At 55.1% G+C, this 26,916-nt stretch carries 25 protein-coding genes and 1 pseudogene; 15 read left to right on the top strand and 11 right to left on the bottom strand.

Annotated elements, in window-relative coordinates; translation table 11 throughout:
* Window positions 1-17: 17 nt before the first annotated feature.
* The 4 genes from KW568_RS29390 (at window position 18) to KW568_RS29375 (ending at window position 7,139) form a co-directional block, all read left to right on the top strand.
* Entirely contained in the window at window positions 18-1,268 is a 1,251-nt protein-coding gene (locus KW568_RS29390) for an efflux RND transporter periplasmic adaptor subunit (RefSeq protein WP_004576054.1), read from the top strand.
* Window positions 1,269-1,292: 24 nt separating this feature from the next.
* The gene (locus KW568_RS29385) at window positions 1,293-4,454 is read left to right on the top strand and encodes a CusA/CzcA family heavy metal efflux RND transporter (protein WP_004576055.1); all 3,162 of its coding nucleotides are present in this window, start codon (window positions 1,293-1,295) and stop codon (window positions 4,452-4,454) included.
* Between the two features lie 162 nt (window positions 4,455-4,616).
* The gene (locus tag KW568_RS29380; RefSeq protein ID WP_004576056.1) at window positions 4,617-4,940 is read left to right on the top strand and encodes a DUF2790 domain-containing protein; all 324 of its coding nucleotides are present in this window, start codon (window positions 4,617-4,619) and stop codon (window positions 4,938-4,940) included.
* Window positions 4,941-5,141: 201 nt separating this feature from the next.
* Window positions 5,142-7,139, top strand: a complete 1,998-nt coding sequence (locus tag KW568_RS29375; RefSeq protein ID WP_004576057.1) for a heavy metal translocating P-type ATPase — start codon at window positions 5,142-5,144, stop codon at window positions 7,137-7,139.
* A 91-nt stretch (window positions 7,140-7,230) separates the two neighbouring features.
* On the opposite strand, the gene KW568_RS29370 is transcribed toward KW568_RS29375, so the two are convergent.
* The 4 genes from KW568_RS29370 to KW568_RS29355 form a co-directional block, all read right to left on the bottom strand.
* Entirely contained in the window at window positions 7,231-7,455 is a 225-nt protein-coding gene (locus KW568_RS29370) for a hypothetical protein (RefSeq protein ID WP_004576058.1), read from the bottom strand.
* A 127-nt stretch (window positions 7,456-7,582) separates the two neighbouring features.
* Window positions 7,583-8,608, bottom strand: a complete 1,026-nt coding sequence (locus KW568_RS29365; RefSeq protein WP_004576059.1) for a hypothetical protein — start codon at window positions 8,606-8,608, stop codon at window positions 7,583-7,585.
* 296 nt (window positions 8,609-8,904) lie between these two features.
* On the bottom strand, window positions 8,905-10,212 hold the full coding sequence (locus tag KW568_RS29360; protein ID WP_016487023.1) for an OprO/OprP family phosphate-selective porin: 1,308 nt from the start codon (window positions 10,210-10,212) through the stop codon (window positions 8,905-8,907).
* Between the two features lie 210 nt (window positions 10,213-10,422).
* The gene (locus tag KW568_RS29355; RefSeq protein WP_004576061.1) at window positions 10,423-11,391 is read right to left on the bottom strand and encodes a LysR family transcriptional regulator; all 969 of its coding nucleotides are present in this window, start codon (window positions 11,389-11,391) and stop codon (window positions 10,423-10,425) included.
* 257 nt (window positions 11,392-11,648) lie between these two features.
* Between KW568_RS29355 and KW568_RS29350 the strand changes: the two genes are divergently transcribed.
* The 3 genes from KW568_RS29350 to KW568_RS29340 are packed head-to-tail and all read left to right on the top strand — an operon-like array spanning window position 11,649 to window position 14,465.
* Complete coding sequence (locus KW568_RS29350) at window positions 11,649-12,068, top strand: GtrA family protein (RefSeq protein ID WP_080683654.1); 420 nt, start codon at window positions 11,649-11,651, stop codon at window positions 12,066-12,068.
* Complete coding sequence (locus KW568_RS29345; protein ID WP_024718166.1) at window positions 12,034-13,017, top strand: glycosyltransferase family 2 protein; 984 nt, start codon at window positions 12,034-12,036, stop codon at window positions 13,015-13,017. Before KW568_RS29350 ends, KW568_RS29345 begins: the two co-directional genes overlap by 35 nt.
* Window positions 13,011-14,465 carry a glycosyltransferase family 39 protein gene (locus tag KW568_RS29340; protein ID WP_024718167.1) on the top strand — a complete coding sequence of 485 codons (1,455 nt, stop codon included), beginning with the start codon at window positions 13,011-13,013 and terminating at the stop codon, window positions 14,463-14,465. The genes KW568_RS29345 and KW568_RS29340 overlap by 7 nt, the downstream gene beginning before the upstream one ends.
* A gap of 82 nt (window positions 14,466-14,547) precedes the next feature.
* On the opposite strand, the gene KW568_RS29335 is transcribed toward KW568_RS29340, so the two are convergent.
* Window positions 14,548-14,769 (bottom strand): hypothetical protein, encoded by a 222-nt coding sequence (locus KW568_RS29335; RefSeq protein ID WP_003253450.1) that lies wholly within the window; start codon window positions 14,767-14,769, stop codon window positions 14,548-14,550.
* Between the two features lie 266 nt (window positions 14,770-15,035).
* Here KW568_RS29335 and KW568_RS29330 point away from each other — a divergent pair, with 266 nt between their 5' ends.
* A complete protein-coding gene (locus KW568_RS29330) occupies window positions 15,036-15,623 on the top strand; it encodes a hypothetical protein (protein WP_004576065.1) in 588 nt (195 codons plus the stop codon).
* Window positions 15,624-15,681: 58 nt separating this feature from the next.
* On the opposite strand, the gene KW568_RS29325 is transcribed toward KW568_RS29330, so the two are convergent.
* Window positions 15,682-17,100: a heavy metal sensor histidine kinase gene (locus KW568_RS29325; RefSeq protein WP_004576066.1), complete on the bottom strand. Its 1,419-nt coding sequence runs from the start codon at window positions 17,098-17,100 to the stop codon at window positions 15,682-15,684.
* Window positions 17,097-17,771: a heavy metal response regulator transcription factor gene (locus KW568_RS29320; protein WP_016487025.1), complete on the bottom strand. Its 675-nt coding sequence runs from the start codon at window positions 17,769-17,771 to the stop codon at window positions 17,097-17,099. The genes KW568_RS29325 and KW568_RS29320 overlap by 4 nt, the downstream gene beginning before the upstream one ends.
* Before the next feature lie 679 nt (window positions 17,772-18,450).
* Here KW568_RS29320 and KW568_RS29315 point away from each other — a divergent pair.
* Window positions 18,451-18,777 carry a DUF2790 domain-containing protein gene (locus KW568_RS29315; RefSeq protein ID WP_004577661.1) on the top strand — a complete coding sequence of 109 codons (327 nt, stop codon included), beginning with the start codon at window positions 18,451-18,453 and terminating at the stop codon, window positions 18,775-18,777.
* Window positions 18,778-18,809: 32 nt separating this feature from the next.
* Here KW568_RS29315 and KW568_RS29310 read toward each other — a convergent pair whose 3' ends face one another.
* The 3 genes from KW568_RS29310 to KW568_RS29300 all read right to left on the bottom strand — a co-directional run bounded on the left by KW568_RS29310 (window position 18,810) and on the right by KW568_RS29300 (window position 20,617).
* Window positions 18,810-19,160, bottom strand: coding sequence for a DUF3147 family protein (locus KW568_RS29310; protein ID WP_024718168.1), 351 nt, complete (start codon window positions 19,158-19,160; stop codon window positions 18,810-18,812).
* A gap of 158 nt (window positions 19,161-19,318) precedes the next feature.
* Window positions 19,319-20,224, bottom strand: coding sequence for a cation diffusion facilitator family transporter (locus KW568_RS29305; protein ID WP_259539299.1), 906 nt, complete (start codon window positions 20,222-20,224; stop codon window positions 19,319-19,321).
* A 54-nt stretch (window positions 20,225-20,278) separates the two neighbouring features.
* A complete protein-coding gene (locus KW568_RS29300; protein ID WP_080635014.1) occupies window positions 20,279-20,617 on the bottom strand; it encodes a zinc ribbon domain-containing protein in 339 nt (112 codons plus the stop codon).
* Window positions 20,618-21,107: 490 nt separating this feature from the next.
* On the opposite strand from KW568_RS29300, the gene KW568_RS29295 reads away from it, so the two are divergent.
* From KW568_RS29295 to KW568_RS29285, 3 genes and pseudogenes are all read left to right on the top strand, one after another.
* The gene (locus KW568_RS29295; protein ID WP_004577664.1) at window positions 21,108-22,805 is read left to right on the top strand and encodes a phosphoethanolamine transferase; all 1,698 of its coding nucleotides are present in this window, start codon (window positions 21,108-21,110) and stop codon (window positions 22,803-22,805) included.
* Window positions 22,806-22,927: 122 nt separating this feature from the next.
* Complete coding sequence (locus KW568_RS29290; protein ID WP_003253468.1) at window positions 22,928-23,056, top strand: hypothetical protein; 129 nt, start codon at window positions 22,928-22,930, stop codon at window positions 23,054-23,056.
* Window positions 23,057-23,281: 225 nt separating this feature from the next.
* Window positions 23,282-23,545: pseudogene (locus KW568_RS29285) on the top strand (hypothetical protein).
* A gap of 272 nt (window positions 23,546-23,817) precedes the next feature.
* Here KW568_RS29285 and KW568_RS29280 read toward each other — a convergent pair.
* On the bottom strand, window positions 23,818-24,162 hold the full coding sequence (locus KW568_RS29280; RefSeq protein WP_004577665.1) for a cupin domain-containing protein: 345 nt from the start codon (window positions 24,160-24,162) through the stop codon (window positions 23,818-23,820).
* A 282-nt stretch (window positions 24,163-24,444) separates the two neighbouring features.
* Between KW568_RS29280 and KW568_RS29275 the strand changes: the two genes are divergently transcribed.
* The 3 genes from KW568_RS29275 to KW568_RS29265 all read left to right on the top strand — a co-directional run bounded on the left by KW568_RS29275 (window position 24,445) and on the right by KW568_RS29265 (window position 26,689).
* Entirely contained in the window at window positions 24,445-24,924 is a 480-nt protein-coding gene (locus KW568_RS29275; RefSeq protein WP_161775573.1) for an integrase repeat-containing protein, read from the top strand.
* Complete coding sequence (locus KW568_RS29270) at window positions 24,911-25,393, top strand: hypothetical protein (RefSeq protein ID WP_004577229.1); 483 nt, start codon at window positions 24,911-24,913, stop codon at window positions 25,391-25,393. The genes KW568_RS29275 and KW568_RS29270 overlap by 14 nt, the downstream gene beginning before the upstream one ends.
* A gap of 699 nt (window positions 25,394-26,092) precedes the next feature.
* Window positions 26,093-26,689 (top strand): HNH endonuclease signature motif containing protein, encoded by a 597-nt coding sequence (locus KW568_RS29265; protein WP_231995368.1) that lies wholly within the window; start codon window positions 26,093-26,095, stop codon window positions 26,687-26,689.
* The last annotated feature ends 227 nt before the right edge of the window (window positions 26,690-26,916 follow it).

Below are 26,916 nucleotides of genomic sequence, written 5' to 3'. Positions count from 1 at the left end.
GATTAGCAGGAGTAGCAATGGATAACAAACGCAAGATCGCCCTCGCGGTAGCCGCTGTGGCAGCCCTCGGATTTGGCAGCCTTGCCTGGAACAACAGTTCCGGACAGCAGGCCGCCAGTACCGCCGAGCATGGCGCTAACGATGGTCATGGCGACGAAAAGAAAGCCGCATCTGCCGCCAAAGAGGAAGGTGATGAGGGCCATGGTGAAGAAGGTCACAGCGAAGAGGGTGGTGAAGAAGAGGGCAAGCTGAGGCTCAGCGCTGAACAGATCAAGGCAGCCGGCGTTGCTCTCGAAGCTGCAGCACCCCGTGACTTGGGTACAGTCGTGAGCTTCCCGGGCGAAATTCGCTTCGATGAAGACCGGACCGCCCACGTAGTTCCTCGTGTTCCTGGCGTTGTTGAGACTGTCCAAGCCGATCTGGGTGAGACGGTCAAAAAGGGTCAGGTCCTCGCTGTAATCGCCAGCCAGCAGATCTCTGACCTGCGCAGCGAACAACAGGCCGCACAGCGTCGCGTCGAACTGGCGCGTGTGACCTTCGAGCGTGAGAAGCAGCTGTGGCAGGACAAGATTTCCGCAGAGCAAGACTACCTCCAAGCACGCCAAGCGCTGCAAGAAGCGGAGATCTCCTTGGCCAACGCCAAGCAGAAGGTCGGTGCGATCGGTGCTTCGGTTAACTCCGTTGGCGGTAATCGTTACGAACTCCGAGCCCCTTTCGACGCCGTGGTGGTGGAGAAACACCTGACCGTTGGCGAAGTCGTCAGCGAGGCGACCAACGCCTTCATCCTTTCCGACCTGAATCAGGTCTGGGCAACCTTCGCCGTCCCGCCTACAGATCTGGGCAAAGTCACGACTGGTCGTGCGGTGAAAGTCTCTTCGCCTGACATGAACGTCGAGGTCGAAGGGAAGGTGGGTTATGTCGGGAGCCTGCTGGGCGAGCAAAACCGTGCAGCTACTGTCCGCGTCACCTTGACCAACCCCAACGGTGCCTGGCGTCCAGGCCTGTTCGTGAACATTGCGGTCACTTCCCAAACCGATCGAGTTGCCGTAGCGGTCCCTGAGCACGCAGTGCAGACCGTTGAAGACAAACCCTCGGTATTCGTACGCACCCCAGATGGGTTTGACACCCGCCCGGTAAAACTGGGTCGTCGCGATAATGGGTACGTGGAAGTCATCGACGGTATTGAAGCCGGCGCCCAGGTAGCAACCAGTGGCAGCTTCACACTCAAGTCCGAGCTCGGCAAAGCTTCTGCCGAACACGGTCACTGATGCGAACTGACAGGATGATTTCTCATGTTTGAACGTATCATCAGATTCGCCATCGAGCAGCGCATCGTAGTAATGATCGCTGTTCTGATCATGGCGGGTATCGGTATCTACAGCTATCAAAAGCTGCCCATTGATGCGGTACCCGATATCACCAACGTCCAGGTGCAGATCAACACTGCAGCGCCTGGCTATTCGCCGTTGGAAACCGAACAACGGATCACGTTTCCAGTTGAAACAGCAATGGCCGGTCTCCCGGGCCTTCAGCAGACCCGTTCCCTGTCTCGCTCTGGCCTGTCTCAGGTCACCGTGATCTTCAAGGATGGCACTGACATCTTCTTTGCCCGTCAGCTGATCAACGAGCGACTGCAGGTTGCGAAGGAACAGCTGCCAGATGGCGTGGAAGCTGTCATGGGGCCTGTTTCCACCGGTCTCGGTGAGATCTTCCTGTGGACCGTTGAAGCCGAAGATGGCGCGGTCAAAGAGGACGGTACGCCGTACACCCCGACCGACCTGCGCGTGATCCAGGACTGGATCATCAAGCCTCAGCTGCGCAACGTCCCGGGTGTGGCCGAGATCAATACCATCGGCGGCTATGCCAAGCAGTTCCTGGTTGCGCCGGATCCAAAGCGCCTGGCTACCTACAAGCTGACCCTCAATGACCTGGTTGCAGCGTTGGAAAGTAACAACGCCAACGTCGGCGCCGGCTACATCGAACGTAATGGTGAGCAGTTGCTCATCCGTGCGCCCGGCCAGGTAGGCAACATCGACGACATAGCCAACATCGTGATCACCAGTGTGGATGGTGCACCGATTCGTATCAGCAGCGTTGCTGACGTCAGCATCGGTAAAGAGCTCCGTACAGGTGCTGCTACTGAGAACGGCCGCGAAGTCGTGCTCGGTACCGTGTTCATGCTGATTGGTGAAAACAGCCGCACCGTATCTCAAGCTGTCGCCGCCAAACTGGCGGACATCAACCGCACCCTGCCAAAGGGCGTGGTGGCCGTGACCGTTTACGACCGTACCAACCTGGTTGAAAAAGCCATCGCGACGGTGAAGAAGAACCTGGTGGAAGGTGCGATTCTGGTAATCGCCATTCTGTTCCTGTTCCTCGGCAACATCCGTGCGGCACTGATCACCGCGATGGTGATTCCGCTGTCCATGCTGTTCACCTTCACAGGCATGTTCAACAACAAGGTCAGTGCCAACTTAATGAGTTTGGGGGCACTCGACTTCGGCATCATCGTCGACGGTGCCGTGGTTATTGTAGAAAACGCGATCCGTCGACTGGCTCATGCGCAGCATAAGCATGGCCGCATGCTCACCAAAACTGAACGCTTCCACGAGGTCTTTGCCGCGGCGCGAGAAGCTCGCCGGCCGCTGATCTTCGGTCAGCTGATCATCATGGTGGTTTACCTGCCGATCTTCGCCCTCACCGGCGTCGAAGGCAAAATGTTCCACCCGATGGCCTTCACCGTTGTGATGGCGCTGTTGGGTGCAATGATCCTGTCTGTTACCTTTGTTCCTGCAGCTATTGCCATGTTCGTCACTGGCAAGGTGAAGGAAGAAGAAGGTGTGGTCATGCGCACAGCTCGACTGCGCTATGAGCCGGTTCTTCAATGGGTGCTGGGACATCGGAACATCGCTTTCTCGGCCGCAGTAGCCTTGGTCGTACTGAGCGGCGTGCTGGCAAGTCGTATGGGTAGCGAGTTCATCCCAAGTCTCAGTGAGGGTGACTTTGCGATGCAGGCCATGCGTGTGCCTGGAACGAGCCTCACTCAGTCCGTCGAGATGCAGCAGCGTCTGGAGAAAGCGGTAATAGCGCAGGTGCCTGAAGTCGAGCGTATGTTCGCACGTTCGGGTACCGCGGAAATTGCATCTGACCCGATGCCACCGAACGCCTCCGACGCCTACATCATGCTCAAGCCTCAGGATCAGTGGCCTAACCCCAAGAAGCCTCGCGATGAGCTGATTGCTGAGGTGCAGAAGGCTGCAGCGGGTGTTCCAGGAAGCAACTACGAGTTGTCGCAGCCAATCCAACTGCGTTTCAACGAGCTGATTTCGGGCGTGCGTAGTGACGTCGCTGTGAAGGTCTTCGGCGATGACATGGACGTACTCAACAATACCGCCAACAAGATCGCGGCAGCGCTCAAAGCGGTACCGGGCTCGTCGGAAGTGAAAGTTGAGCAGACATCCGGCCTGCCGGTGCTGACAATCAACATCGACCGCGAGAAAGCAGCACGCTACGGCCTGAACATCGCGGATGTTCAGAACTCGATCGCTATCGCCGTGGGTGGTCGCCAGGCCGGCACGCTGTATGAGGGCGACCGTCGGTTCGACATGGTAGTGCGCCTGCCTGAGACCGTTCGCACCGACGTAGCGGGGATGTCCAGTTTGCTGATTCCGGTGCCTGCCAATGCGGCTCAGGGTGCCAACCAGATCGGTTTCATCCCGCTGTCGCAGGTCGCTAATCTGGACCTGCAACTGGGCCCGAACCAAATCAGCCGCGAGAACGGCAAGCGTCTAGTAATCGTCAGCGCCAACGTTCGAGGCCGTGACCTGGGATCCTTCGTTGAGGAGGCGACCGCTTCGCTGGATCAGAAGGTGCAAATCCCTGCGGGCTACTGGACGACTTGGGGTGGCCAGTTCGAGCAGCTGCAGTCGGCTGCCAAACGGCTGCAGATCGTTGTTCCAGTCGCCTTGCTGCTGGTCATGACCTTGTTGTTCCTGATGTTCAACAACCTGAAGGACGGCATGCTGGTCTTCACCGGTATTCCATTCGCACTCACCGGTGGTGTCGTGGCGTTGTGGCTGCGGGACATCCCTCTGTCGATCTCGGCAGGTGTCGGCTTCATTGCACTGTCCGGAGTTGCAGTACTGAACGGCCTGGTGATGATTGCCTTCATCCGCGGGCTAAGGGAGGAAGGGCGAACGCTCAGGCAGGCAGTCGATGAAGGTGCATTAACCCGTCTGCGACCTGTTCTGATGACTGCCTTGGTGGCGTCCCTGGGCTTCATCCCGATGGCCCTGGCCACCGGTACCGGTGCAGAAGTTCAGCGGCCTCTGGCGACGGTGGTGATTGGCGGGATCTTGTCTTCCACCGCGCTGACGTTGCTGGTACTGCCAGCCCTGTATCACTGGGCGCACCGCAAGGATGAAGATGGTGAGGAGGCTGAGGCGGTTAGCTGATAGCCGCCGCTAAAGAGAAGCCCACAACACGCGTTGTGGGCTTTTTTGTTTTATATGAGGTAGATGCGCTTACCTTTCAAAATTGTAAGTTTCTCGTCATGCCGGTGATGCCTGTGCATTGCTAAAGTTACGCCCGAGAAGATTTGAATTTGAGAGGTTCTTATGAAAAAGCTAATTATTGCCGCTGCACTTGTTGTGTTCTCGATGGCTTCGCAGGCTAACACTTTCTCTGAAAGCCAGCAGTTGCAATACACCAAAGAGCACCAAGCTGCGGTGGCCAAGTATGCCGAGAAGAATGGCAAGCCTATGCCGGAGATTCAGGATTACAAATATGGCATGAAGATAGACGTTGCTAAGTTTGTACGTCAGTCGCAGGACCCCCGTACCTGCCAGGTCTACCCACGGTTGATGACTTTCGAGGACTCCCAGGGCACGCTCAAGACTGTTCGTTACTCGATGTATTCGCAATGCATCAACAACAAGTAGTAAACGATTTGAACAGAACAATTAGAGAATTCATAAATGCCAGGCAGCGCCTGGCATTTTTTATTACGCCCGATGCTCCATAGCTTTGAAATATTAACGCCTGGGCCGGGGCAAACCGTGCAATAGGTCTTAGCTAACCAACCGCGACGGCTCCCAACTGCAGAGGGCAATTGGAAGCCTTGACCCCAGAAGGGACGAGTTATGAAAAGTTTGCTTGAACGCCCAGACGACCAAGCAGGGCACAAAGGCCATAGCCACGAGCATGGCAGTATCTTCGGCATGAATACCGAGCTGGTCTTCGCGCTGATCTGTGGTGTGCTGCTCGGTGCCGGAGCTCTCGCAGGAAAGCTCGGGCTGATCGATAGGCTGTCACTGGTTCTGTACGTATCTGCCTACGTGTTCGGTGGATGGTTCACTATCAAGGAAGCGATCAGCAACATCCGCCAGAAGCGCTTCGAGATCGATTCGCTGATGCTTCTCGCCGCAGCCGGTGCCGCGAGCATCGGCGCCTGGGCTGAGGGGGCTCTGCTGCTGTTCCTGTTCAGTCTGGGGCATTCCCTTGAAAGCTACGCGATGGGGCGGGCCAAGAAAGCGATTGAGGCACTGTCCAAGCTCGCACCGGCCACGGCGATCGTACGCAGAGCAAATGGCACGACGGAAATGCCGGTGGAACTGCTGGTTCCCGGTGACGTTGTCATCGTGCGCCCAAATGACCGCCTGCCGGCCGATGGTTTTGTAGTCGTGGGCTCCTCAAGTATCAACCAGGCGCCAGTGACCGGTGAAAGCGTCCCCGTGGACAAGCAACCTGTCGCTGATGTCGAGCTCGCACGTAGTAAGCCAGATGCAGTTGATGCAGCTTCGAAAGTCTTCGCCGGCACCATCAATGGCGAAACTCTCATCGAGGTTGAGGTAACACGGCGCTCCACTGAAAGTACCTTGGCGCGGGTCATCAAGATGGTCAGTGAAGCCGAAGTCAGGAAGTCACCGACCCAGCAGTTCACGGACCGCTTCCAGCGGGTATTCGTCCCGGTAGTTTTGCTGCTGGTAGTAGGGCTGCTGTTTGCCGGCATTTTTCTTGACGAGCCTTTCCGTGACTCGTTCTACCGGGCGATGGCCGTTCTGGTTGCAGCCAGCCCCTGCGCGCTCGCGATCGCTACACCAAGCGCCATTCTCTCTGGCATCGCCAGGGCAGCCCGAGGTGGCGTGCTGATCAAGGGCGGTGCGCCACTTGAAGAGCTTGGCGCCTTGAATGCCATGGCATTCGACAAGACCGGTACCCTGACCGAAGGGCGCCCACGCATTACCGATGTAATACCCGTGGGCGGCACGCAGATCGAGGATCTACTAAACGTCGCCATCGCTGTGGAGTCGATGAGCGACCATCCGCTGGCTGCGGCAATTGTGCGTGACGGTGAAGAGATGATTGGCACACGGCGCCGAATCCAAGCCAAGAACATGAGCAACATGATTGGCCGCGGCGTGCGTGCTGAGCTTGATGGGCAGTTCGTCTGGATTGGCAAGGTCGAGATGTTCGGTACCAATGGTATTCCCGCACTGAGCAAGGCTGCCCTGGAGGCTGCAGAGCGTCTACGTCAGTCGGGCCGCACAACCATGGTGATACGTCGTGCTGACAAGGATCTGGGCGCTATCGGGCTATTGGACACACCCCGAGAGGGGGCCAAAGAGGCACTCCAGAAACTCAGAGAGATGGGCATCGACCGCATGGTCATGATTTCTGGAGACCACAACCGCGTTGCAGAGGCGGTAGCCAAACAAGTTGGCTTAGATGAGGCGTGGGGAGACCTGATGCCGGAAGACAAGGTCAAGGCCATCAAGAACCTGCGCCTTAGCGCCAAGGTGGCCATGGTGGGTGACGGCGTGAATGACGCCCCTGCCATGGCCAATTCGAGCGTTGGCATCGCAATGGGGGCTGCCGGATCTGACGTCGCCTTGGAAACAGCTGATATCGCGCTTATGGCTGACGACATCAGGCAACTCCCATTTGCGGTGGGTTTGAGCCGTCACACGCGATCGATCATCCGCCAGAACCTGTTCGTCAGCTTGGGGATTGTGGCCATCCTGGTTCCGTCGACCATCATGGGCTTGAGCATTGGTGCTGCTGTTGCAATCCATGAGGGCTCCACATTGTTGGTCGTCTTCAACGCCTTGCGGTTGTTGGCCTACCGCAGAAGCACCTGATCCCTGAGCTTCAATCATGAAGCTAAGCAGGGAAATGACCTGAAGTAGAAGTATGGGTCGTGCGCGATCAGCGCACGACCCATACTTTTTCTCACTCGTCGATCCCGATGCGCTTGAGGCTTTCAAGGGCCTTTCCACATTCAGGTGAGCCGTGCCGTAAGCCGCAGGCCAACGCAGCTTTGAGGCTCATGACACCGGCTACGAAACCGACTTGATTGCCGACCCCGTGTCCGTTCGCAAATCCCTGATCATACGCAATCTCCACAAGTGCATTGATCGCCGCCAGGGTGTCTTGTTTGTTGGTACTGTTCTGCATATCTACTCCGCGAGCATTCAGCTCATATCGCTCGGTTAGATGGCGGCGCCTTCAGTTTTGGGGTGAGCGAATCCCGCTCCCATAGCCAATCCCTAACGGGGGGCATAGCCCGCCACCGTAAGGAAAATCAGCTATTGAGAGCAGGTGACTCGTTTTGGTCACCCGTACTGCTCGCCTCACCGCATTGGCACTGAGTGGGTACATCCGGATAGCCGCTGTGTTTCTCGACGAACAGCGTTTGGCAGGTGGTGCACCCATAAATCCGCGGCAGAGACTTCAGACCACCTGGCAGCACATCGCTCAAGGGCTCGTTACGCCAAGGAGCCCCGTCAAGGATCTGGGTGCGAAGGATATTTCCCAGCCGCCAGGTATTAGTTTGTGCGCTCCAGGACCACATTGGCGCCGAAAGCGAATACTGGATGAAGGTCTCCTCCGGCTGCTTGGAGAGCATCGAGTACTTGGGACGGGCCCAGCCGGAATCGATGATGCTGAAACCCATGCCCATCTCAGCACTCGGATAGGTCTGCTCACCGAAGAAACGGTCGTGAGTCGCGGGAGCCGTAGCATGATGGTCAGTCGGCGGAAATACCCATAAGTAGCACTCGCTTCGGGTCACCATTTCAACGAGTTGGCTCTGTCCCCGTAGAGGGAAAGCTGCAGCCAGGGCGAAGCGATCTTTCCACGTGTTTTTCGGAGGCGGTGCCATTCCCGCCGCTATGGCCAGCGTCGCCGTTTTCGGGACGAACCGATCGCCGAGCTCGTTCAGATCCAGATTCTTGCAGAGGGCCTTGAAGGCCTTTTTACGAGTCGTCGAAGTAAAGGAGGGGTCGAGGAGCAGGCGAACCTGGTTCACGCCGATCCCTGAAGCTCGTAGCACCTCGATGACTTCTTCAGCCGCGCCGACTGCTTGAAGATCGGTCAATCCCAAGCACTTTTTCGCTCGCTCGATCGTCTCGTAGAGGTTGTACTGCCTGTCGCTATCACGGCGCACCTGGATTGGCAGTTTGTCTTTGGAGGCAACTTCCGGGGCGACGGAACCAATGGCAGCGTGGAGCAGCTGGTGAATGTGCTGGTGAGGGTACGGGCGGCCGGAAGCCGAGAATGAGGCGTGCAGCTGAGCAGCGAGAGGTTGAAGCAGCTTTTTGGCAGACATGACTATCCCCTAATGAGCGACGTTGGGGTAGCTGCGCTTGTAGGGCCGTTAGACGCGAAGCTGGACGTCGAATCAGGTTCAATCATGAGTAGGAGTCAGGTTTGATTTGCTTGCACGGCCACCATGCAAATCCCGACGCGGCAATCTCACCAGATTCGCCGAGCTTTGGCAAGAGAGGTCATCGTAAGCGAATGGAGGTAGGAGGAGGGCGCTCCATGCTTGATCACGTCAGAAACACGAAAGCCGGAAGCACATTGAGCGCTTCCGGCTTTCTCACGTCAGACTGATGAGAGGGATCAGAAGACGTATTGCAGGCGGGTCACGATGGCATTGCCGCCGTCGTCGCCCACGGTATTCTCGTTGTTGTCGGTGCGCACGTTGATGTAGTTGGCACTGACTTTCACGGCCTCGTTGACGTACCAGTTCACACCCAACGTGTGGCTTTTGGCCTTGCGCTCGTTCGACTGGTCCGCAGCGGTGACCAGGTTGCCATCTTCGACCTTGATGTCGTCAAAGCGATAGAAGACTTCCCAGGCACCCAGTTCCTTGTTCTGTGGTTTGATAGTGTCGAATTTGGCACCGTCAAGCTTGTAGATGCGCGGCTCGCCGGTCAGCGTGTACGCCATCTGGGCGTAATAACCAGAGGCCTTCAGGTCATTGCTGGCCTGGTCAGCTTTCAGCTTGCGGCGAAGGTACTCGGCCTGAACCGAGAATGGGCCGGTGGCCCAGGCGCCCTCAAGCCCCCAAACCGAATCGTCCTTCCACAGTCCGTCCTGTGCTGCCGCACCGCCAAAGAGCATGCGGTTGCCGTTCGTGCCGGCATCACCGCCACCATTGGTATCGACGCCACGGACACCGAGGCGTGAGCGAATCCGAGTATCAACTGCGCTGTCCTTGAGGTCGCGATAGGCGTATTGGGCGCCGACGTGCAGGACATTCCCATCCGTGTTCAATGGAGCGAAGACACCACGCACGTTGTAGCGCTTGGTGCTGTCACCATCAGAATTGTTGTTGGTTTCGCTGAAAACGCTACCGGACACGTAAGCCATGTCAGCGATGGTGCTGGTGGCCTGGATACCCATGCCAGCGTTGTCGTTGATCCAGTCCGCCAGGTCGTACGAGAGGTTCCGCTCCATGGCGGTGGTCCACTTCGAACTGGTGGCTTTCTCAAGACCGAAGTCGGTGTAGAAACGGCCGAAGCGCAGTTGGACCGGCTTGAAACCGGTGTAGGTCAGGCTGGCTTCGTCGAAGTAGCCGTCGGAGTCGTTGCCCGTGTTGCGGGAGAGGTCGTAGTTGACCTGGTACTTCCAGTCTCGGTACAGGGTGCCGCCGAACTCAATGTAGGCTCGACGGAAGTAAGCCGCATCCGCGGTATCGCCATTCTTGGTGAAAACGCCATCGAATCGGCCGTAATCAGCCTGGACTCGACCGCCCAGTTTGAAACTGAATTCCTTGTCAGTAGTCGATACTTCAAGACCGCCCTTGGTCTTCAGAACGAGATCAGCCCCGTCAGTGGTTACTGTTCCGGAGAATGCTTGCGAGGAAAATGTGCCTACTATTGCGGCAGCCAACAGCTTTTCCCGCATGTTCGAAGAACGGATCATTGCTTGCCTCTCGTATGTTAAGTGCTTAGCTACCGACGTTGTATTTCGCCCTGCGTCGGCCTAAATTTATCTTGCAGATGGGAGCAGGCCACGGTTGTCACCTGCTGTAACAAGATGCCTTTGTTCTAAGCACTCTGACTAGATTGCAAGCGAATATGACAGTTGTGTTTCTATAGTGTTAAGGGGAAATTTTTAAACCTAACAAAACTGTTACCGAACAAGCCAGTCCTTCTTATCAAAAAAGCTCTTCTTGATCAATCTTCGGATTCCCAGAACGTGCGGATTACGGACAAGCTTCGTTTTGATAACAAGAAAGACATCTTTCTCCTCCAGATCGTCCAAAAAGCCCGGCACCGGCAGAATGTTCCTCTCCATCTTTCGACTGTAGTCGGGCAGCACACCGATACACGCGCCCCCTACGACAAGGCCACGGGATAAGCTATAGCTCTTTACCCGAGTGGTACCGCCCTGATGCTCAGCCATTATCGATGCCCACTTTCGTGAGCCCGCCAAGATCTCTTCATCCCAAGGGACAACGAGCATGAAGTTGTGCAAATCCAGGCTCTGCACTGGTAGGGTGACGCTCCTTGAGTAGCGGCTGGAAATGAACAGCGCGTGCCCAATCCGGCCGAGCCGTTCAAACCTATACGTAGGATGGCGATCAAAAGCGCCCTCATCATCTGGGCTCACGAAAGCGATACCCACATCGACTTCACACTCAGAAAGCATCTGCGTTGTGCACTCTGAATGGATTTCCAGCCGCATTTCGGCATGATCGCGTACGTAGGCGACTAGATCGCGGTTCACGATGTCGCTCAGCACTGGCTCTGTGATCGCGATGGTAAGCCTGGAGTCCTCCTTTTCACCAGACTTGCCCAGGCCTTCAGGGCCGAAGAGTTGGCACAGGTACTGGCTGACCCTCTCGCCTGTCCGGGTCAGAGCAAGCTTGTTGTGCTTGTAGACAAACACGGGAGCACCAATGTGCTCTTCCAGTTTCTCCAAGCGTTTGCGAAGGCCTACCACTGGCACATTGAGCCCTCGGGCAGCCTGTTTGAAACTGGCACAACGTGCTGTTGCGAAAAACTCTACGGCCAGCTGATCATCAATTGGCAGATCATCCAATATGTCAGGACTGTAAGAAACAACGCTGCTTGTATATGTTTCATTTTGTGTAACCATTCGATCCCCCTTCATTCGGGGAATCTAGCTCAATGTCGTCTGACATTTCCTTATCTTGACAACATTGTAATGCACAGGTCATGCGTGCGTTATTGGCAGGCCTTTATTTCAAAAGCGTAATCCTCAGGCAATCCCTCTGATATTGTAGCGTGCTAGTCTAGTGCGCCAACTCATTACTTATCATATATAGATTCAGCTAATTAAGCATTTACATTTAGTTCACTGTTTTTTCACCTTTGCCTCCATAGGCTTTGGCCATGGAAAATCAAAACCCACCTCTTATTACCTTACTAATTCGTTATCTGGGGATCGGCTTCATAGCAACGGGAATCCATTACGTGGTGTTCCTAGTGCTGGTTACGACAGAATTTGCTACTCCGTTGCTGGCCAGTATCTGTGGCGGCATGGTTGGCGCAATCGCAAGCTTTATTGGAAATAGGGCGCTCTGTTTTGTGGCAGATGGCTCTCGTAAGTTTCAGCCTGTCAGGTTTGCACTGGTCGTGTTAGCCACAAACTTCGGCAATGGCGTGGGTATGTGGGTCCTCATCAAGTCGAATCTGTCACCTCTCATCTCCCAAATCGTAGTGACCTTAAGCCTCACTGCACTTGGATTCATTGCACATCGTTTTTGGACATTCAATCATGCAGACATTACATCGCTTTCCCGAGCGCCCTGATCCGTTGTTAACCATTGTGGTCCCTTGCTTCGAGGAAGAGGAAACCATCCCCGAGTTCCACCAGCGCATCACCCGCGTGGTGAAGCGATTATCCGTCTCCTGCGAAATCCTCTATGTCGACGACGGCAGTAAAGACCGGACGGCCGACATTCTTCGCCACTATCAGGATGGGTCATCTGTACGTTACCTGTCTCTGAGTCGCAACTTCGGCAAAGAGGCTGCACTGAGCGCCGGGATAGACCATGCCCGTGGCAGTGCGCTGATCTTCATTGATGTCGACCTGCAGGACCCACCAGAGCTCATCGCGGCCATGGTGGACTACTGGCAACGCGGCTACGACGTGGTGAACATGCAGCGTAACCTGAGAATCGGTGATTCGTGGTTTAAGCGCATGAGTGCCCGGGCATACTACTGGGTCATGCATCGCCTGGTGGAGAAGGTGGACATGCCGACCGATGTCAGTGATTTCCGATTGATTGGACCTGCTCCGCTGGCAGCACTGCGGGCGCTGGACGAGCGCTCCAGGATTCTCAAAGGCATGATTGGCTGGGTAGGCTTTCGTACCATCGAACTACCCTACAATCGTACTGTTCGCCATGCCGGAAGCACCAAGTGGAATGCAGCTGGCCTGTTCAATCTGGCCATCGAGAGTATCGTCAGCTTCTCTCGCAAACCGCTGCGCATCTTCAGCCTCATCAGTTTCGGACTTTTCGTCTCCAGCATCTGCTACATGCTTGCGTCGCTCGTGGCTGGCAGTTTCGACATCCATCACCTGCTCGTCGGAATGGCTTCATTCATGTGCGTCGGTGTCGCCATGGTGGGGGAGTACCTTGGCGTGACACTCGCGGAAGTGAAGCGCCGGCCTCTCTATTTCCTGAAGCACAGCAGCAAGGCGGATCCAGTGTCACTCCACCCTTCGATGGCTTCGATCGAGGGTAAGAAATGCTGAGCCTGAAGAACGAGAGGACGCTGTGGTGGGTCCTGGGTTCGATACTGCTATTGCGTTTGGTGGGGCTGGGCATCTACCCATTGATGGACACATCGGAGGCTCGCTACGCTGAAATGGCTCGCAAGATGGTCGAGTTGAATGACTGGATCACGCCTATGTTCGATTACGGGGTACCGTTCTGGGGCAAGCCACCGCTGTCCTTCTGGACCCAGGCCGCGAGCATGACGGTCTTCGGCGTTAACGAGTTCGCTGCGCGTTTCCCAGCGTGGCTACTGCACTTGGCAAGCTGTTTCATCATCATCAAACTCGGCACGCAGCAGATTTCTCGTAACGCCGGAATCTGGGCTGCCATTATCTTTTCCAGCACCACCCTTGGCCTGGTCTCCAGCGGTGTTGTGCTGACTGACCCTGTTTTGTCGTTCTCGATTCTGCTGGCCAGCTACGGTTTCTGGCGTTGGATGAAGTGCGCCAGCAAGGCGGATGCCTACCTGATGTTCGCAGGTCTCGGGCTGGGCTTGCTTGCCAAAGGGCCGCTGACCCTGGTGCTTATGGGGGCGCCGGCATTCGCCTGGTTCGTTATCTACAAGGAATGGGGACGGGTACTGAAGCTTCCCTGGATCAGCGGCCTTGTGCTTATGTTCGGTATATCCGTGCCTTGGTATGTCGCGGCCGAGATGAAAACGCCCGGCTTCATGGAGTACTTCTTCGTTGGTGAGCACTGGAGCCGCTACGTCGTCAGTAACTGGGCGGGCGACCTGTATGGCAGTGCTCATGCAAAGCCATATGGCACCATCTGGATCCAGCTCGGATTGTCGCTCCTTCCATGGGCCTTGTTCCTACCACTGCTGATCCGCAAGCGTGGATCGATGCAGCGCTTCGAAGCCTACCTATGGCTCTGGGCCTTGGCGACACCGGTCTTCTTCACATTCGCTGGCAACATTCTGTGGACCTACCTGCTACCTGCACTGCCAGCTTGGGCATTGCTGCTGTCCGCACGGATCAGCGAAGTTGGCCCGAAGACCACCTGGGCTTCCGCTGCGAGCGCTTTAGTGTTGCCAATCATCGGTGCGGGCATCATCTACGCCGGAGTACTAGAAGAGCGACCACAGAATCAGCGAGATGTGGTTCAAGCGTGGCTGAATGTGCAGACCGCTCACTCTGCTCCCCTGATCTATCCTGGCCGCCGCTCATACTCATCGGAGTTTTACAGCAGCGGGAAGTCCGAGAACATCAAGGATCCTGCCCAGTGGCCGCAGGATGGCTCGTTCTATCTGTCCAGACGCTTGCGAGACAGCAAGGATGGTCTGCCCGCTGATCTGGCTTGCACCCCGATCACCGAAGCGAACGCCAGCCAGCTCCTGCTTTGCCATTGGAAACGTACCGTACAAGGTGCCGAGGGTCTGGCCGGAGAAAGCAATGCGGAAACGCCTCGCAAGAACGAAGGCTAAATTCTAAGCACAAAAAAGCCAGGTTTTACCCTGGCTTTTTTGTCGATTACTTTCGTCATTTGAAGTCCTATTTAACCGCCGATTAATTGTCGGCTTGTTCCTTACCATCCTTGCTTTCTTTCTTTTGCTCTTGAGCGACTTGTTGTTTGTTCTGGTCCGAAGAGTCATCGCTCCATAGGCGAGCCTGTTCGGTTCGGAAGTTCTCGTTGAACTGTTTCGCTCGCTCGAAGCCGCCTTCAGCGTAAGCGGTACCCATGAGACCCAGCAGCAGGCTGCCAATAGCGATAGACTTGACAAATTTCATTGTGAACCTCGGTTCATACTAGGCCTACCTGATTAGCGGCCTTTGTTGGTTTGTAGTTTAGGAACGCGAAGCTAACGACAAGGTGAGTCAATAATTACAATTCCGTAATTTTGGCTGCAGATAGGATGCGTTAAATCGTCAAATCTGGAAGGATCATGTCTATCTCGGCACTGTCGAGGGCGACTTCGAATTTTGTCTTAAATTACAATTTTGATATCTAGCGCGTTAATTCAGCGCGGCGTTGTTGGCCGCCCTAGGAGATAGCCATGAATGACATAGAGCCCTGGGCAGTTGCTATCGGTGACTTTCGCCGCTGCACTGAAAAACTCACTGTCCAACTCGACGAGCTGACCTCGCAGACGCGCACCTCCAGCGCTGTTCTGGAGAGGTCGAACGAACTGGTGGAACAGGTGGACGCTGTCGGCCGGCAGATTCAGGAGGAGGTGCGAAAGGCGGAGAAGGCTTGGTCGAATGCGGAAGAAGTTGCCTTGCGCGCCGCTGCATCAGCATATTCAGCTGCATGCCGCGGAGTCGAAACCGCCATCCAGCCACTGATTTCGGAGCTTACAGCAGCGACAAAGGCCGCGGACGCCTCTATCCAGGAGCTCAAGCGTGCACCGGTGCTGGCCAAGCGTTATGTGATGGTGGTTGCCACGGCGTTCTTCATTCTGGCGCTGATCTGTGTCTACTCGACAATGCGCCTGATCGATGCCGCCGGCAGCGTAAGTGCTCAAGAGAAAGTGAATGCTCAGTACTTCTCCCACCTGTGGAAGAATGCCAATCCTGACGAGCAGAAGATCATCAAGTCGGTGATTCTGCGGTCGCCCATGGACCCTGTGGTCCTCCGGCACTGATGCATTGAGGCAAACAAAAAGGCCCGTCGATTGACGGGCCTAATCGTGTCTGCGCAATTTAAGCGGCGGTCATTGCCGGCTGCATTTGCTGGGCTGCGGGAAAGTGAAGGTGGAACCACGTGAAGTTTTCTTCGGTCACCTCCACGCTCGCCGACCCTTGGTGCAGGCTCATGATCGACTGCACAATGGCCAAGCCAAGACCGGTACCGCCTTCGCTCCGTGCTCGGCTCTTGTCCACACGGTAGAACCGCTCAAACAAGTGCGCATGGTGTTCCTTGGCAATACCGCGGCCGGGGTTGCCGACACTCAACGTCGTACCGCTCGCACTATGCTGCACCTTCACGTAGACCGTGCGGCCGCGAGGGCAGTAACGGATCGCGTTCGAGACCAGATTCGAGACGGCACGTTGAACCATCAGGCGGTTCCCGCGCACCACGTCATCACTGCCAGAGATCTGCAGCTGGATCTCGCCTTCTTCTGCCGAAATGCTGAAGAGATCGCACACTCGCTGAACCTCGTCCACCAAGGAAACGGGTTCGAACTCCACCATGGATGCTGGATGACTGACCTGGGCCAAGAACAGCATGTCGGAAACCATGCGGCTCATGCGGTCCAGCTCTTCTGTGCACGACTCTAGAACCTCCCGGTACTCGGAAAGCGATCGTTCTCTGGTCAAGGCAACCTGGGCCTTGCCCATTAGGTTGGAGAGCGGTGCCCGAAGTTCGTGAGCAAGGTCGTCAGCAAACTGCGAGAGCTGCTGAACCCCATCATCCAGGCGAGCCAGCATGATGTTGATACCGTCGGCGAGCTTCTTGAGTTCTGCAGGCATCCCATCAGTTGGAAGGCGATGGTCGAGGCTCTCGGTTGAGATCTTCGACGCGATCTTGAGGAACTTGGTCAGTGGCAGCAGGCCTCTGCGCACGGTCCACCAACCAATGGCCAGGATCAACGCGAGGATGACAGGGGACATCATTAGGCCCCAGGTTAACAACGCATCGAGTAGGGCTTCATTGGATGACTGATCAGCAGTCATGTAGACGCCGACCTCCGTACCATCGCCCAGAGTCATGGCCTGAGAAGCACTGAGCAGGGGGCGTCCGTTATAGTCGCTCCACTCATATTCCGTGGTCTGCGCCGCAGCCTGGAACCTATGAACCTCTCGATTGATCTGTTTGGAACCGATGGTGAGTAAAGGATCTTCACTCTCTGCGGACCTGTAGATGCTTACGTAGAGGTTGTTCTGGCCTGTGACCAAATCCACCAGCTTGTGCGAATCTGAACTGACATCGGCAATATCAGTGATTTCGGAAAGGCTGTGCGCCATTGCCTCCATTTTGACGCCGAGATCGATGCGAGCATTTCTATCCAGTGCTTGCCCAACCATCATGTAACCGAAGGTAGCGAACATCAGCAGCAGCGCTGCGCTCATCAATCCAACTTTTAGTCCCAGCTTTGCAGCCAGGCTGAATGGCCTCATGCGCGTTCCTCAAAAACGTACCCAACGCCACGAAGCGTGTGAATGAGCTTGGTTTCAAACGGGTCATCGATCTTCGAGCGCAAGCGCCGGATGGCTACATCGATGACATTGGTGTCGCAGTCGAAATTCATATCCCAGACCAACGAGATGATCTGAGAGCGAGTCAGCGCTTCGCCCGTTCGGCTCATGAGCAGGTGCAAAAGCGCAAATTCCTTGGTGGTGAGATCGATTCGTGTGCCACCGCGGAAAACGCGATGGCGGACGGAGTCGAGTTCTAGGTCGGCAATTTTCAGCGAGCTCTTCTCTACTAACTCATCACCACGGCGTTGCAGCGAACGGATGCGTGCAAGCAGCTCAGGGAATTCGAATGGCTTAACAAGGTAGTCATCCGCGCCGCCGTCCAAGCCCTTGAGCTTGTCATTGATGCGTCCGCGGGCGGTCAGCATGATGATGCGGACCCGGCTGCTCTTGCGGATGGTTTCCAGCAGATCCCAGCCGTCGATACCTGGGAGGTTCACGTCCAGCAGGACCAACGAATAGACATGAGTGTTGAACAAGTGCAGGGCATCTACACCGTTGTGCACGATATCTACGACATACCCGCTTTCGGATAGGCCCTGCTGAAGATATTCGGCAGTTTTAATTTCGTCTTCCACAACTAGAACGCGCATAACTTATCTCAAGGTGTGAGGAAGGAGTTGGCCTAATCCGCCATGGTTGCAGGCTGTTCGAAAGTTTGGCTGGGGTATGGCATGTGGTAGTCGCTACCTCTGTCCATACGCCGGGTCACCTGAGGACGCTTGAATCTTAACGCGAAGAAGCTGGCCGCGGCGAAATCCTACAAATTTGTAATGTAGCCGCAAGATTTCTGACAGTCATGCAGGCTCCACCCTTGAGCTTAGCGGATTCTGGGGCCTGCAACGGTGTACGACAGCTTCGCCTGACGGGTGGAATCGGCCAGGACAGGCAGCATTTCTGCCGCTAGCTGGCGGGACTGGTACTGGCCTTGGATCGAGTGCCATGCAGGCAGTCCCCATGGACGGCCCCAAACCCCTGCGCCTTTCTGTGAATTAGTTCACGCGAGGGCTCAGTATTCTCTCGAATAATTATCTTACAATCTATTACATGTCCAAATTGTAATTGCGCGATCATCTTGGTGTTAGCCTCCTTTGCTAGTTTAACGGCAGCGTAAGAGGCATTGCTGCTTTGGAAATTGTCTCATTTCAAAGCAGCTTGGCAAGAGCGACGGGCAGTTGTTCACGCCAGTGCATTCACCTGTAAACCATACGCTCCTTTGGTAGGTGAATTTTAGCGCCCCCCTACGGGCGCTTTTTTATTAAGGGACTTCTTATGAACACTACTGTATCAGCGATCGCCGTGTTTATGCTCTTTACATCACTAACAGCCAATGCCCAAAGCGGTATGGAGATCAATCAACGCATTGAGCGATCTGCTAGAGAGGCTACTGCGGATTATGCTCAGCGCGTAAAAAAGCCGATGCCTCAGCTTGAAGACTACGCCTATGGCATGGACCTTGACGTTAGTAAGTTGGTGTATGTATCGCCCAGCGTGCGGTACTGCGGTAACGTGAGAAGCATGATGACCTACGAAGACTCAAAGGGCGAACTACATATGGTTCGCTACCTGGTCAAAGGTGAGTGCATCAATAGTCGTTGAACGGCCCCTGAATTGCAGTCCTGGCTCGTGACTTATAACAGCTCAATGCCAAATCGACGGAGCAGCAGGGCAAAGCCCCCAAAGCTCACCATGGTGATGACGATACTGCTGATAAGCGTTGGCCAGAATCCCCGTTTGGGCAGCAGCACTGGAAAAGCGATGAACATCGGCAGGGTCGGCAGCACGTACCAGAAGGTGTACCAAGCATGATTGGAGATCTTCTCCATGCTCTGGTTCTCCAGGTAAAGCCAGACCAGCGTCAAGACCGTGACCAGCAGCAGGGCGGCGACCAGCCCGCCCAGCTTGTCACTGCGCTTTGCCAGCTCCGATACGAGAATCACTAATCCGGCAGTGAGTAGATACTTCGTGATGATCCAAGCCATCGCTGAACCTTCTGGAGGTTATGGTCGGGGGCAGGCGAAGCCATTCACCAACCCCTCTCGAAGTGCTCCTGCCGTTTACGCCATCCTTCACCGCATGTCTTCTACGACATCACCCTCAGCCAAGAGGGTGATGTGTTTGTTTGGTTTTTACCGATCGATCAGTGTGAGGGCGACGGAACGCTTTCGTGGAAAGCTGCCCGCTCGATCTGGATGGTGCAGTGATGGATTTCGAATGCATCGCTGACAGCATCCACGACGGCCGCCAGCACAGCATCCCCATCTGCAGAATCCCGTATCACTACGTGCGACGTCATCACGTTGCTGCCACTGCTGACGGCCCAGACGTGCAAGTCATGAACGTCCGTAACGCCATCTACGCCGAGGATGGTAGCCTCGATTGCCGTCACGTCGAGCCCCCTCGGCACACCCTCCATGAGGATTCCCAGGCTTTCGCGAAGCAACTGCCACGTCCGCGGCAGAACCCAGAGGCCGATTGCCACAGCGACAATCGTGTCGACCCAAGTCCAGCCGGTGAAGCGGATGATGAGTGCCGCGATGATTACGCCTAGCGAGCCGAGCATGTCGCTCCAAACTTCGAGGTAGGCTCCTTTGACGTTGAGGCTCTCGTTGCTCGCAGATGCCAGAAGGCGCATCGAAATTAGGTTGATGATCAGGCCGGCGATTGCGATCCACATCATCGCTCCGGTAGCGATCTCCGCCGGCATGAAGAAGCGCTGGTAGGCCTCATACAAGATGTACATCGCCACCAGGAAGAGCAGCACGGCGTTGAACGTCGAAGCCAGAATTTCCAGGCGCGCATAGCCGAAGGTTCTTTTCTGATCTGCCGGCCGCTTGGCTATCTGAAGTGCAATCAGTGAGATCGCCAAGGCGGCAGTATCTGTGAACATGTGAGATGCGTCCGACAGCAGCGCCAGGCTGCCGGTAATCCACGCGCCGATCACTTCTGCAATCATGAAGCTGCCAGTCAAGGCGAGCGCCATGAGTAGCTTCTTCTGATGCCCCTCGCGTACTGCAGCGCTGCCATGGTCGTGATTTGAACCCACGTATTTCTCCTTGCGCAGGGTTGTGGTCTCGTTGGCCTTCCTGTCTAGCTAGCCTTAGAGCGTCGCTTGGCCACACTGACTGCAAAATCTTGCTCCTGCACTCAGCAGCGAGCCGCAGGCGGTGCAACCACTCGATAGCGGTGTTCCGCAGTTTAGACAAAAGCGTGCTGACGGATCGTTGGCCGTCCGGCACTGCCTGCAGCCCTGCAGATCTTTGATGGGGGCTGGAGTGGCAGGGCGCCCGCCGTCATACACCTGATTGCCGCCGTCGCAGCCCTGCTGCCGGCCATGGCGATCATATTGCTCGGCCCCATGTCCCCCGCTGTGGTGCTTGCCTCCACCGTGGTTTTCACGACCATGGTGCCCGCCCAGGATGTTTTTGAAAAAGCTCATGGTATTCGCCCCTCATTGATGGGTGACATATTAACGAGCAAAAGTTGAAAATAATGTTCTGCTCGCGAGAAAGACTTGTAAGTTGAATTGAAAGTTCAAAATTAGCCTACGACAAAACGAAACCGTTTTGTTCGTGAAATTAAATTTATCTAGCTGAGCGGCGCATTGTTTTTGGTGGGTGGTATTCCCCTAATTTTGATCATAGCGTGATCATTGACAATCAAAGCAGCAGTTATTGGATTTCTGTCAGCATTGTAATCCCGAGGTCATCGTGTCGTTATCAGGTCCCGGAAATAATGCGCTCAGCGAGATTCATTTCTCTTTTTATCCCTATGCCTCACACATACTAAGCGTCCCCAACGCGTAGGGGCCCAAGGCCTCTGGCGCTCCGCACATTGCGCAATCGCTCAGCATCTGTCGACGGCTTGCCTTGTAGCTCCCGCTAACTCCATAGCTACCGCCATGGATAAGCAGCTTCCAGAGTTTGATAATGACACCTTCCAAATCCATTGTTCACACCCTGTTAAGCAAATGGATCTTTGCTATTCGCAATGCGCGGCAGAAAGGCATCAGTACTAATTTGCTAATCGGCCTGGTGACTTTTTGGTTGCTGCTATTCGCGAACGCTGAGCTCTGGAACGTGCTCTGGACGCTGGTATTCAAAACCGATGAAGTGAACTGGCTGCTAGCTGCTAGCCTCCCAGTCATAGTATTCGCATGGGTGTTTACCGTTCTGAGCTTGCTGTCATGGGGGCGGCTGGCCAAACCCTTGCTGTGTCTGGTACTGATCAGCGCGTCTTTCGCGAGTTACTTCATGAATGCCTACGGCATCGTGGTCGATTACACAATGTTCACCAACGTTGTGGAGACCGACGTCGCTGAGGCAACCGAGCTGCTGAATTGGAAGCTCGGTCTTTGGGTCGCAATGGTTGGGGTGTTGCCCGTCTACCTGATTGCCCGGGTTCCCCTCCGGCGTAAGCCTTGGGCCAAAGCTTTGGTCAGCAGGTTCATTGCTCTGTCGCTCGCTCTGTTGACCTTATCTGGCATCGCGTTGAGTCAGTACCAGTCGTATGCCTCCTTGCTGCGCAACAATCGGGAGATCCGGCTGATTCTGGTACCTACCAACTTGTTTGCGGCTGGCCATGGGTACCTGAAGCGTCAGCTGGCCTCACCTAAAACGCTGACGGCCATTGGTACTGATGCGGTAGTTAATCGACAGGGTGCGGCTCGTAAACCCAGGCTGCTGGTACTGGCAGTAGGAGAGACCGCTCGCTCCGCCAACTTCTCCCTCAACGGCTACTCCCGTGAAACGAATCCGGAACTAGAAAAGCGAAATGTCATTAGCTTCACGAACGTGAGCTCCTGCGGTACCGCCACCGCGGTCTCGCTGCCATGCATGTTCCTGGACGTGGGTAAGGCCCAGTACAAAGATGGCTTGGCCAAGAGCCGAGAAGGGCTGCTCGACGTGCTTCAACGCGCTGGCATCAGTGTCATGTGGACTGACAACAACTCGGGGTGCAAAGGGGTCTGCGACAGGATTCCCAACCACAAGGCTGCCTCTCACGCGGATTCCCAACTGTGCACCAGCGAGGAGTGTAAGGACGGGGTGCTGCTCACGGAGATGCAAGACTTCATCAAGCGCCAGGAAGGCGATGCTGTCCTGGTGCTCCACTACAAAGGCAGTCACGGCCCGGCCTACTACAAGCGCTACCCCTCGCAATTCAAGAAATTCGCACCGGTGTGCGAGACCAACGAGCTCGACAAATGTAAGCAGGAGGAGGTGGTCAATGCCTACGACAACTCAATCCTCTACACCGATTATGTGACTGCAAATCTCATCGATATCCTGACGGCCAACACCAAGTTCGACACTGCGCTAATGTACGTTTCGGACCACGGCGAATCGCTGGGGGAGGGTGGGCTCTATCTGCACGGGCTGCCTTACGCGATGGCTCCTGACGAGCAAACAAAGGTGCCGTTGGTACTTTGGATGTCTGACTCGCTCGCGAAGAGCGAAAAGGTCAACGTGGGTTGTTTGAAAGCTCAAACCACGTCACCGCTGAGCCACGACAACCTGTTCCACACCGTGCTCGGCATGATGAACGTCCAGACGTCCTCGTATCGCTCAGCGCTGGATTTCACAGCCCCTTGCAAGCCCTTGGCCGGAGGCTCTTATTCAGGCCTTTAAATGTTCGATATGGCCCGGATCATCGGCCAGGCGGCTCTGCACAAGCCTGCTTTGACAGCTGAGAGAAGCTGGACTAATTACATAGCTGCATCCAACAACCCAAGCGGAAAAGGAAGTTTTGCATGAGCATCAAGCCAGGCCCTAAGCGCACCAATGAAGATGGCACTCCGGACAAAAGGCAGCGAGTCACCCCTGAGAAGCAGAAGGACCATCCGGACCTGAAACCTCACAAGCACAAAAAGGGGGAGTAAGAGAAAAGCAGCTCTCGGGAGCTGCTTTTTTGTTTAGGCTGCGTGCAAACCTTCCTGACTGTAGTCGTGAGTCTTCTGCTTTGCGTGATCGGTTGGGGTTGTTTTAAGTCACTACAAGGTGGTCACTTGTCGGGCGCGACTCACAAAAAGCTTAGATCGGCTTGATTACCGCCTCGCTTTGGCTAGCTTGGAATCCATCGCTATCCATCGATTGCAGGGGGCTGCATGCGTTTGCGCGGAGATGTTTATTGAAGCTGGGCAGATCCTACGCTTCATCACCGGACCCACGAAGAGATCCTGAATGACGGATTTTATCTCGACGTGCAGGTAAAGCTTTCGCGGAAAGCCGCAACGCAGCTGTTTATCGGTGTGTACGCGCCGTCGGGAACCGCGCTTTATGAGGAAGCGTTCGACACCCGGCCGAACGAATCAATGACGAGCGCGTTGGCCTGGGGAGTCGCCAGAGCGCGTGTCGTAGCTACGTTGTAAACCACTTTTTTTCACTGTAAGCCACTGTGGTTTACAGTGAAAAAAGTGGTTTACAGCAGGCCTCCTCAGGCTTGAGTCAGCTCCAGCAGATCGCCCAGCTCCTCCCGGGCCATCTTCACTCAACACTGAGCCAGTCGTGAGGTTGCACCGCACAAAGTCTTCCGCATCTATGTCCCGCTTGGCAGAATTCGAAGGCGTGATGTCTGTACCTCCTTCAAATCCGCGATCATGGTCATGCGCCGACGCGATGGCGCGGCGCTGCCATTTGACATTTAAGAGAATACGAAATATTTGCGTACGGTCTCTACTACTTCCCAAGTTCCGGAAAAGCCAGGCTCTATAATAAATTTGTCGCCTGCTTTGAGGTGAATTGGCTGCTTACCATCGGGGGTAATCACGCAATAACCTTCTTGGAAGTCGCAGTACTCCCATTTGGTATAGGCCACGCGCCATTTACCGGGCGTGCATATCCATGTACCCATAATCTTCGACCCATCTTCCGAGGTGTACGAGTTCAGATTGACAGTGTGAGGCTCGCCCGACAGCCGTTCCCAGGTGCATGCGTCAAGAACTGGTAAAGGGGAGGTGTCGCGCAGTACAACGATTAGGTCTTTCATAGAATGTGTTCGTGTGGTGATGATGTTTTGTAGCATCACAAAGTATGTCAGAAGAGAGATGTCTGTACCCGACACTAATATGCCCGTTTGCGAATTTCTGTCTAGGCTAACTCCATATGAAGGTGAGCGTTAGTGTTTTTTATATCTGATTATCAGCTCAAATGGTCGATGTTTCTATCCGGCCATTCAAAAACGATCTGAGGGTGGCGGTGGAAGGTGGTGATGTATTGAACTACGCTATACATGCGTCGCTGCAATAAACTAAATTGCATGAGAATAAAAATGCCAGAAGAATCTTATTGTAGCTATGATGAAGCTCGCCAGATAATTGCCGCGCTTAATATATGCACTGCCGGTCAATATAGGAGTCGATACAAAGAGCATGCGGGATTACCATCAAATCCCCCAATTTTCTTTGCGGGAAAAGGATGGGATTGTTGGTATGTGTTTCTGAGCAAGGCAAAGCCAGACTTATACGAATCGTTGTCGCAAGCACAGATTGCAGCAAGGTTTCTAGGTATTTCAACTCAGCTAGAATACGTGGCTCGTTATAAGGAAGACTCACGTCTGCCTTCCGATCCCGTACGGTTTTACGATGAATGCAAATCTTGGAGGCATTTCTTCCAAGAGGATTATGAGAAAGCTTATCCAACCTATGAAGAAGCAAAAAGCGCAGCGAGAAGGCTAGGTGTACACACCGCGAAAGAATATAAAAACCGTTACTTAGCCGATAAAAAACTGAGGAGTGATGGTTGGAAGTGATCTTACCCGCGACCATCAAAATGCATCGAACTTCCTCAAGGAGATCTGGCCAGTCAAGGTGACGTTCCGTGAGAAGAAGTTCTTTGTATCTGCCGAGGATCCGTACAACTCCATAGTGCAGCTCGATATTGAGTTCATTAGACTGATCCGTAACCGGGCCGGCATGCCCACGGCTAGGCCCTGGAATGCCTATCACCCACACTGGACCTTCACTCCGGAAATCCAGGCTTGGGAAAATGAGATTGTCCGGATGGCTGGGTGCCTGGCTGAAATGCCTATTTTCGGCTTCATGAGCGAACGAGATTTCGATTTCTACCATCACGTGGAGGAGGGGAATCTGGTTTTCCATGATGAATCTACAGAGGCCCTTCACATTTTTGTTCAAATGCTTGAGCGTTTCGACGATTTCCTGACGCACTACAAGGGGCCCCAGCAGAGCGCCTATGGCTCATCGCACTACAGGTTCTAGCAAGGATGATTGAGCTGAGGAGGAATGACTCTAGGGCCTTCCTCCCTGCCCGTTCGTGTCCTCAGTGTGCATCTCCCGGTGGAGCAACGGCAAAAGTCTTGGGATCTGCCATAACCTTGGATGCGGGAGCTAACTTTGCCGATGATCGTGGTAGATGACAGAAATCTGCAGTGAGGAATCAACGCCAACCAGTGAGAGGTAAGCCCCGGTCTCCCGGGGCTTTTCCATTAGAAGGACCGAGCAGGCCGGTGAGCTATGAGCCAGACTGGACTGCGTCCATGCACTTGAGCAGCCATGATCAGTTGTGAGCTCGAAGGGAGAGTTCCGGTGTCCAAGTCATCACCCCGACAGTTTCGAGGCACTGACAGTCTCGCCGCGGAGCAGCGCTCACGCGATGCAGTCAGTCCATTCCTGGAGGCCTGCGGCTTCAGAGTAATTGCAGACCAGCGAATCCCCACTGGCTCAGCATCCCAGCAGCTTGTCACGTTCCTCAACAATGATGGTGAGGAGGTCAAAGCCCGGGTTCGCCTATGCTGGCGCCGAGATGGTCGCAACTTGAATGAGCAGAGATATTCAGCTGCTCAGCTGACGGCCCACCTTCGGCCTGGAGGCTGGGATGCCACATTGGAGCATGTGGTGGGGAGAGACCTAGCCCTTGGCGTCAGTCACAACCTCCTGTTTCAGCGTGAAGGTGAGGTCGTGGTCTATGCCGCCCTGATCCCTACAGATGCGTTGCACCAGATCTGGAATCGGCAGCGGGAGGTGAGCGATGAGCTCTTGCGCCTGGGGCTGAAAGGTCGCATCAGGAAGAACCATGCCCAAAACGGAACAAGCCCAACGCTGTGGCTTCAAGATGATCGGTTGCCAGATACCCACCAGGTAGCCGATGTATTGTGGGAATGGCCAGGGGTTGTTGATCTCGCGAAGCTCGCTGTGGCGGGTCAGTTACCGCCAGGCCTTGACGACACATTAGACGATTGCCCAATGCCGGATTATTCGGCTCTAGGGCGTGACCTTGGGGAGAGGGTGAGCACTATCCGGTCACACGTGAAGCGAGATCCTAAGGTGCGACTTGCGGTGCTGGAGCGGGCTCAGTACCGATGTGAAAGATGCGCCGAGAGTCGGACATTCCCCGGCTTCCTGGACGTGCACCACGTGCTGGGTGCGGACGTGTCGGATCGCTTCTACAACTGCGTGGCGCTATGCCCGAACTGCCATCGAGAAGCTCACTATGGCGAGAACCGAGATGAACTGAACGCGCAGCTTTTGGAGTACGCCCTTCAGTTCCGAGCGTGAGCTCACTCTGCCGATGGTCGTGACGCCATTCTAGGACCTCCAATATCAAGCAGGTCCAATCATGAGAGCAGCACCAGAAGCAATTTTTCGGCAGGTGGATGAGGAGCAAGTCGTGTTCTGGGTCGCAGTTGACGGGCGTTCCTATCGAGCGTGGGGTACGTTCAGGGGGCGGCATATCGACGCCCGGGAACGTTCCCGGTCTGCGGCGGTAGAGGGGTGGCTTCGAA

The organism is Pseudomonas sp. HD6515 (assembly GCF_024971855.1).
GTDB classification, from domain to species: Bacteria; Pseudomonadota; Gammaproteobacteria; order Pseudomonadales; family Pseudomonadaceae; genus Aquipseudomonas; species Aquipseudomonas alloputida.
The sequence above is the reverse complement of the archived record's forward strand: the minus strand, read 5'-3'. Positions and strand labels throughout refer to the sequence as shown.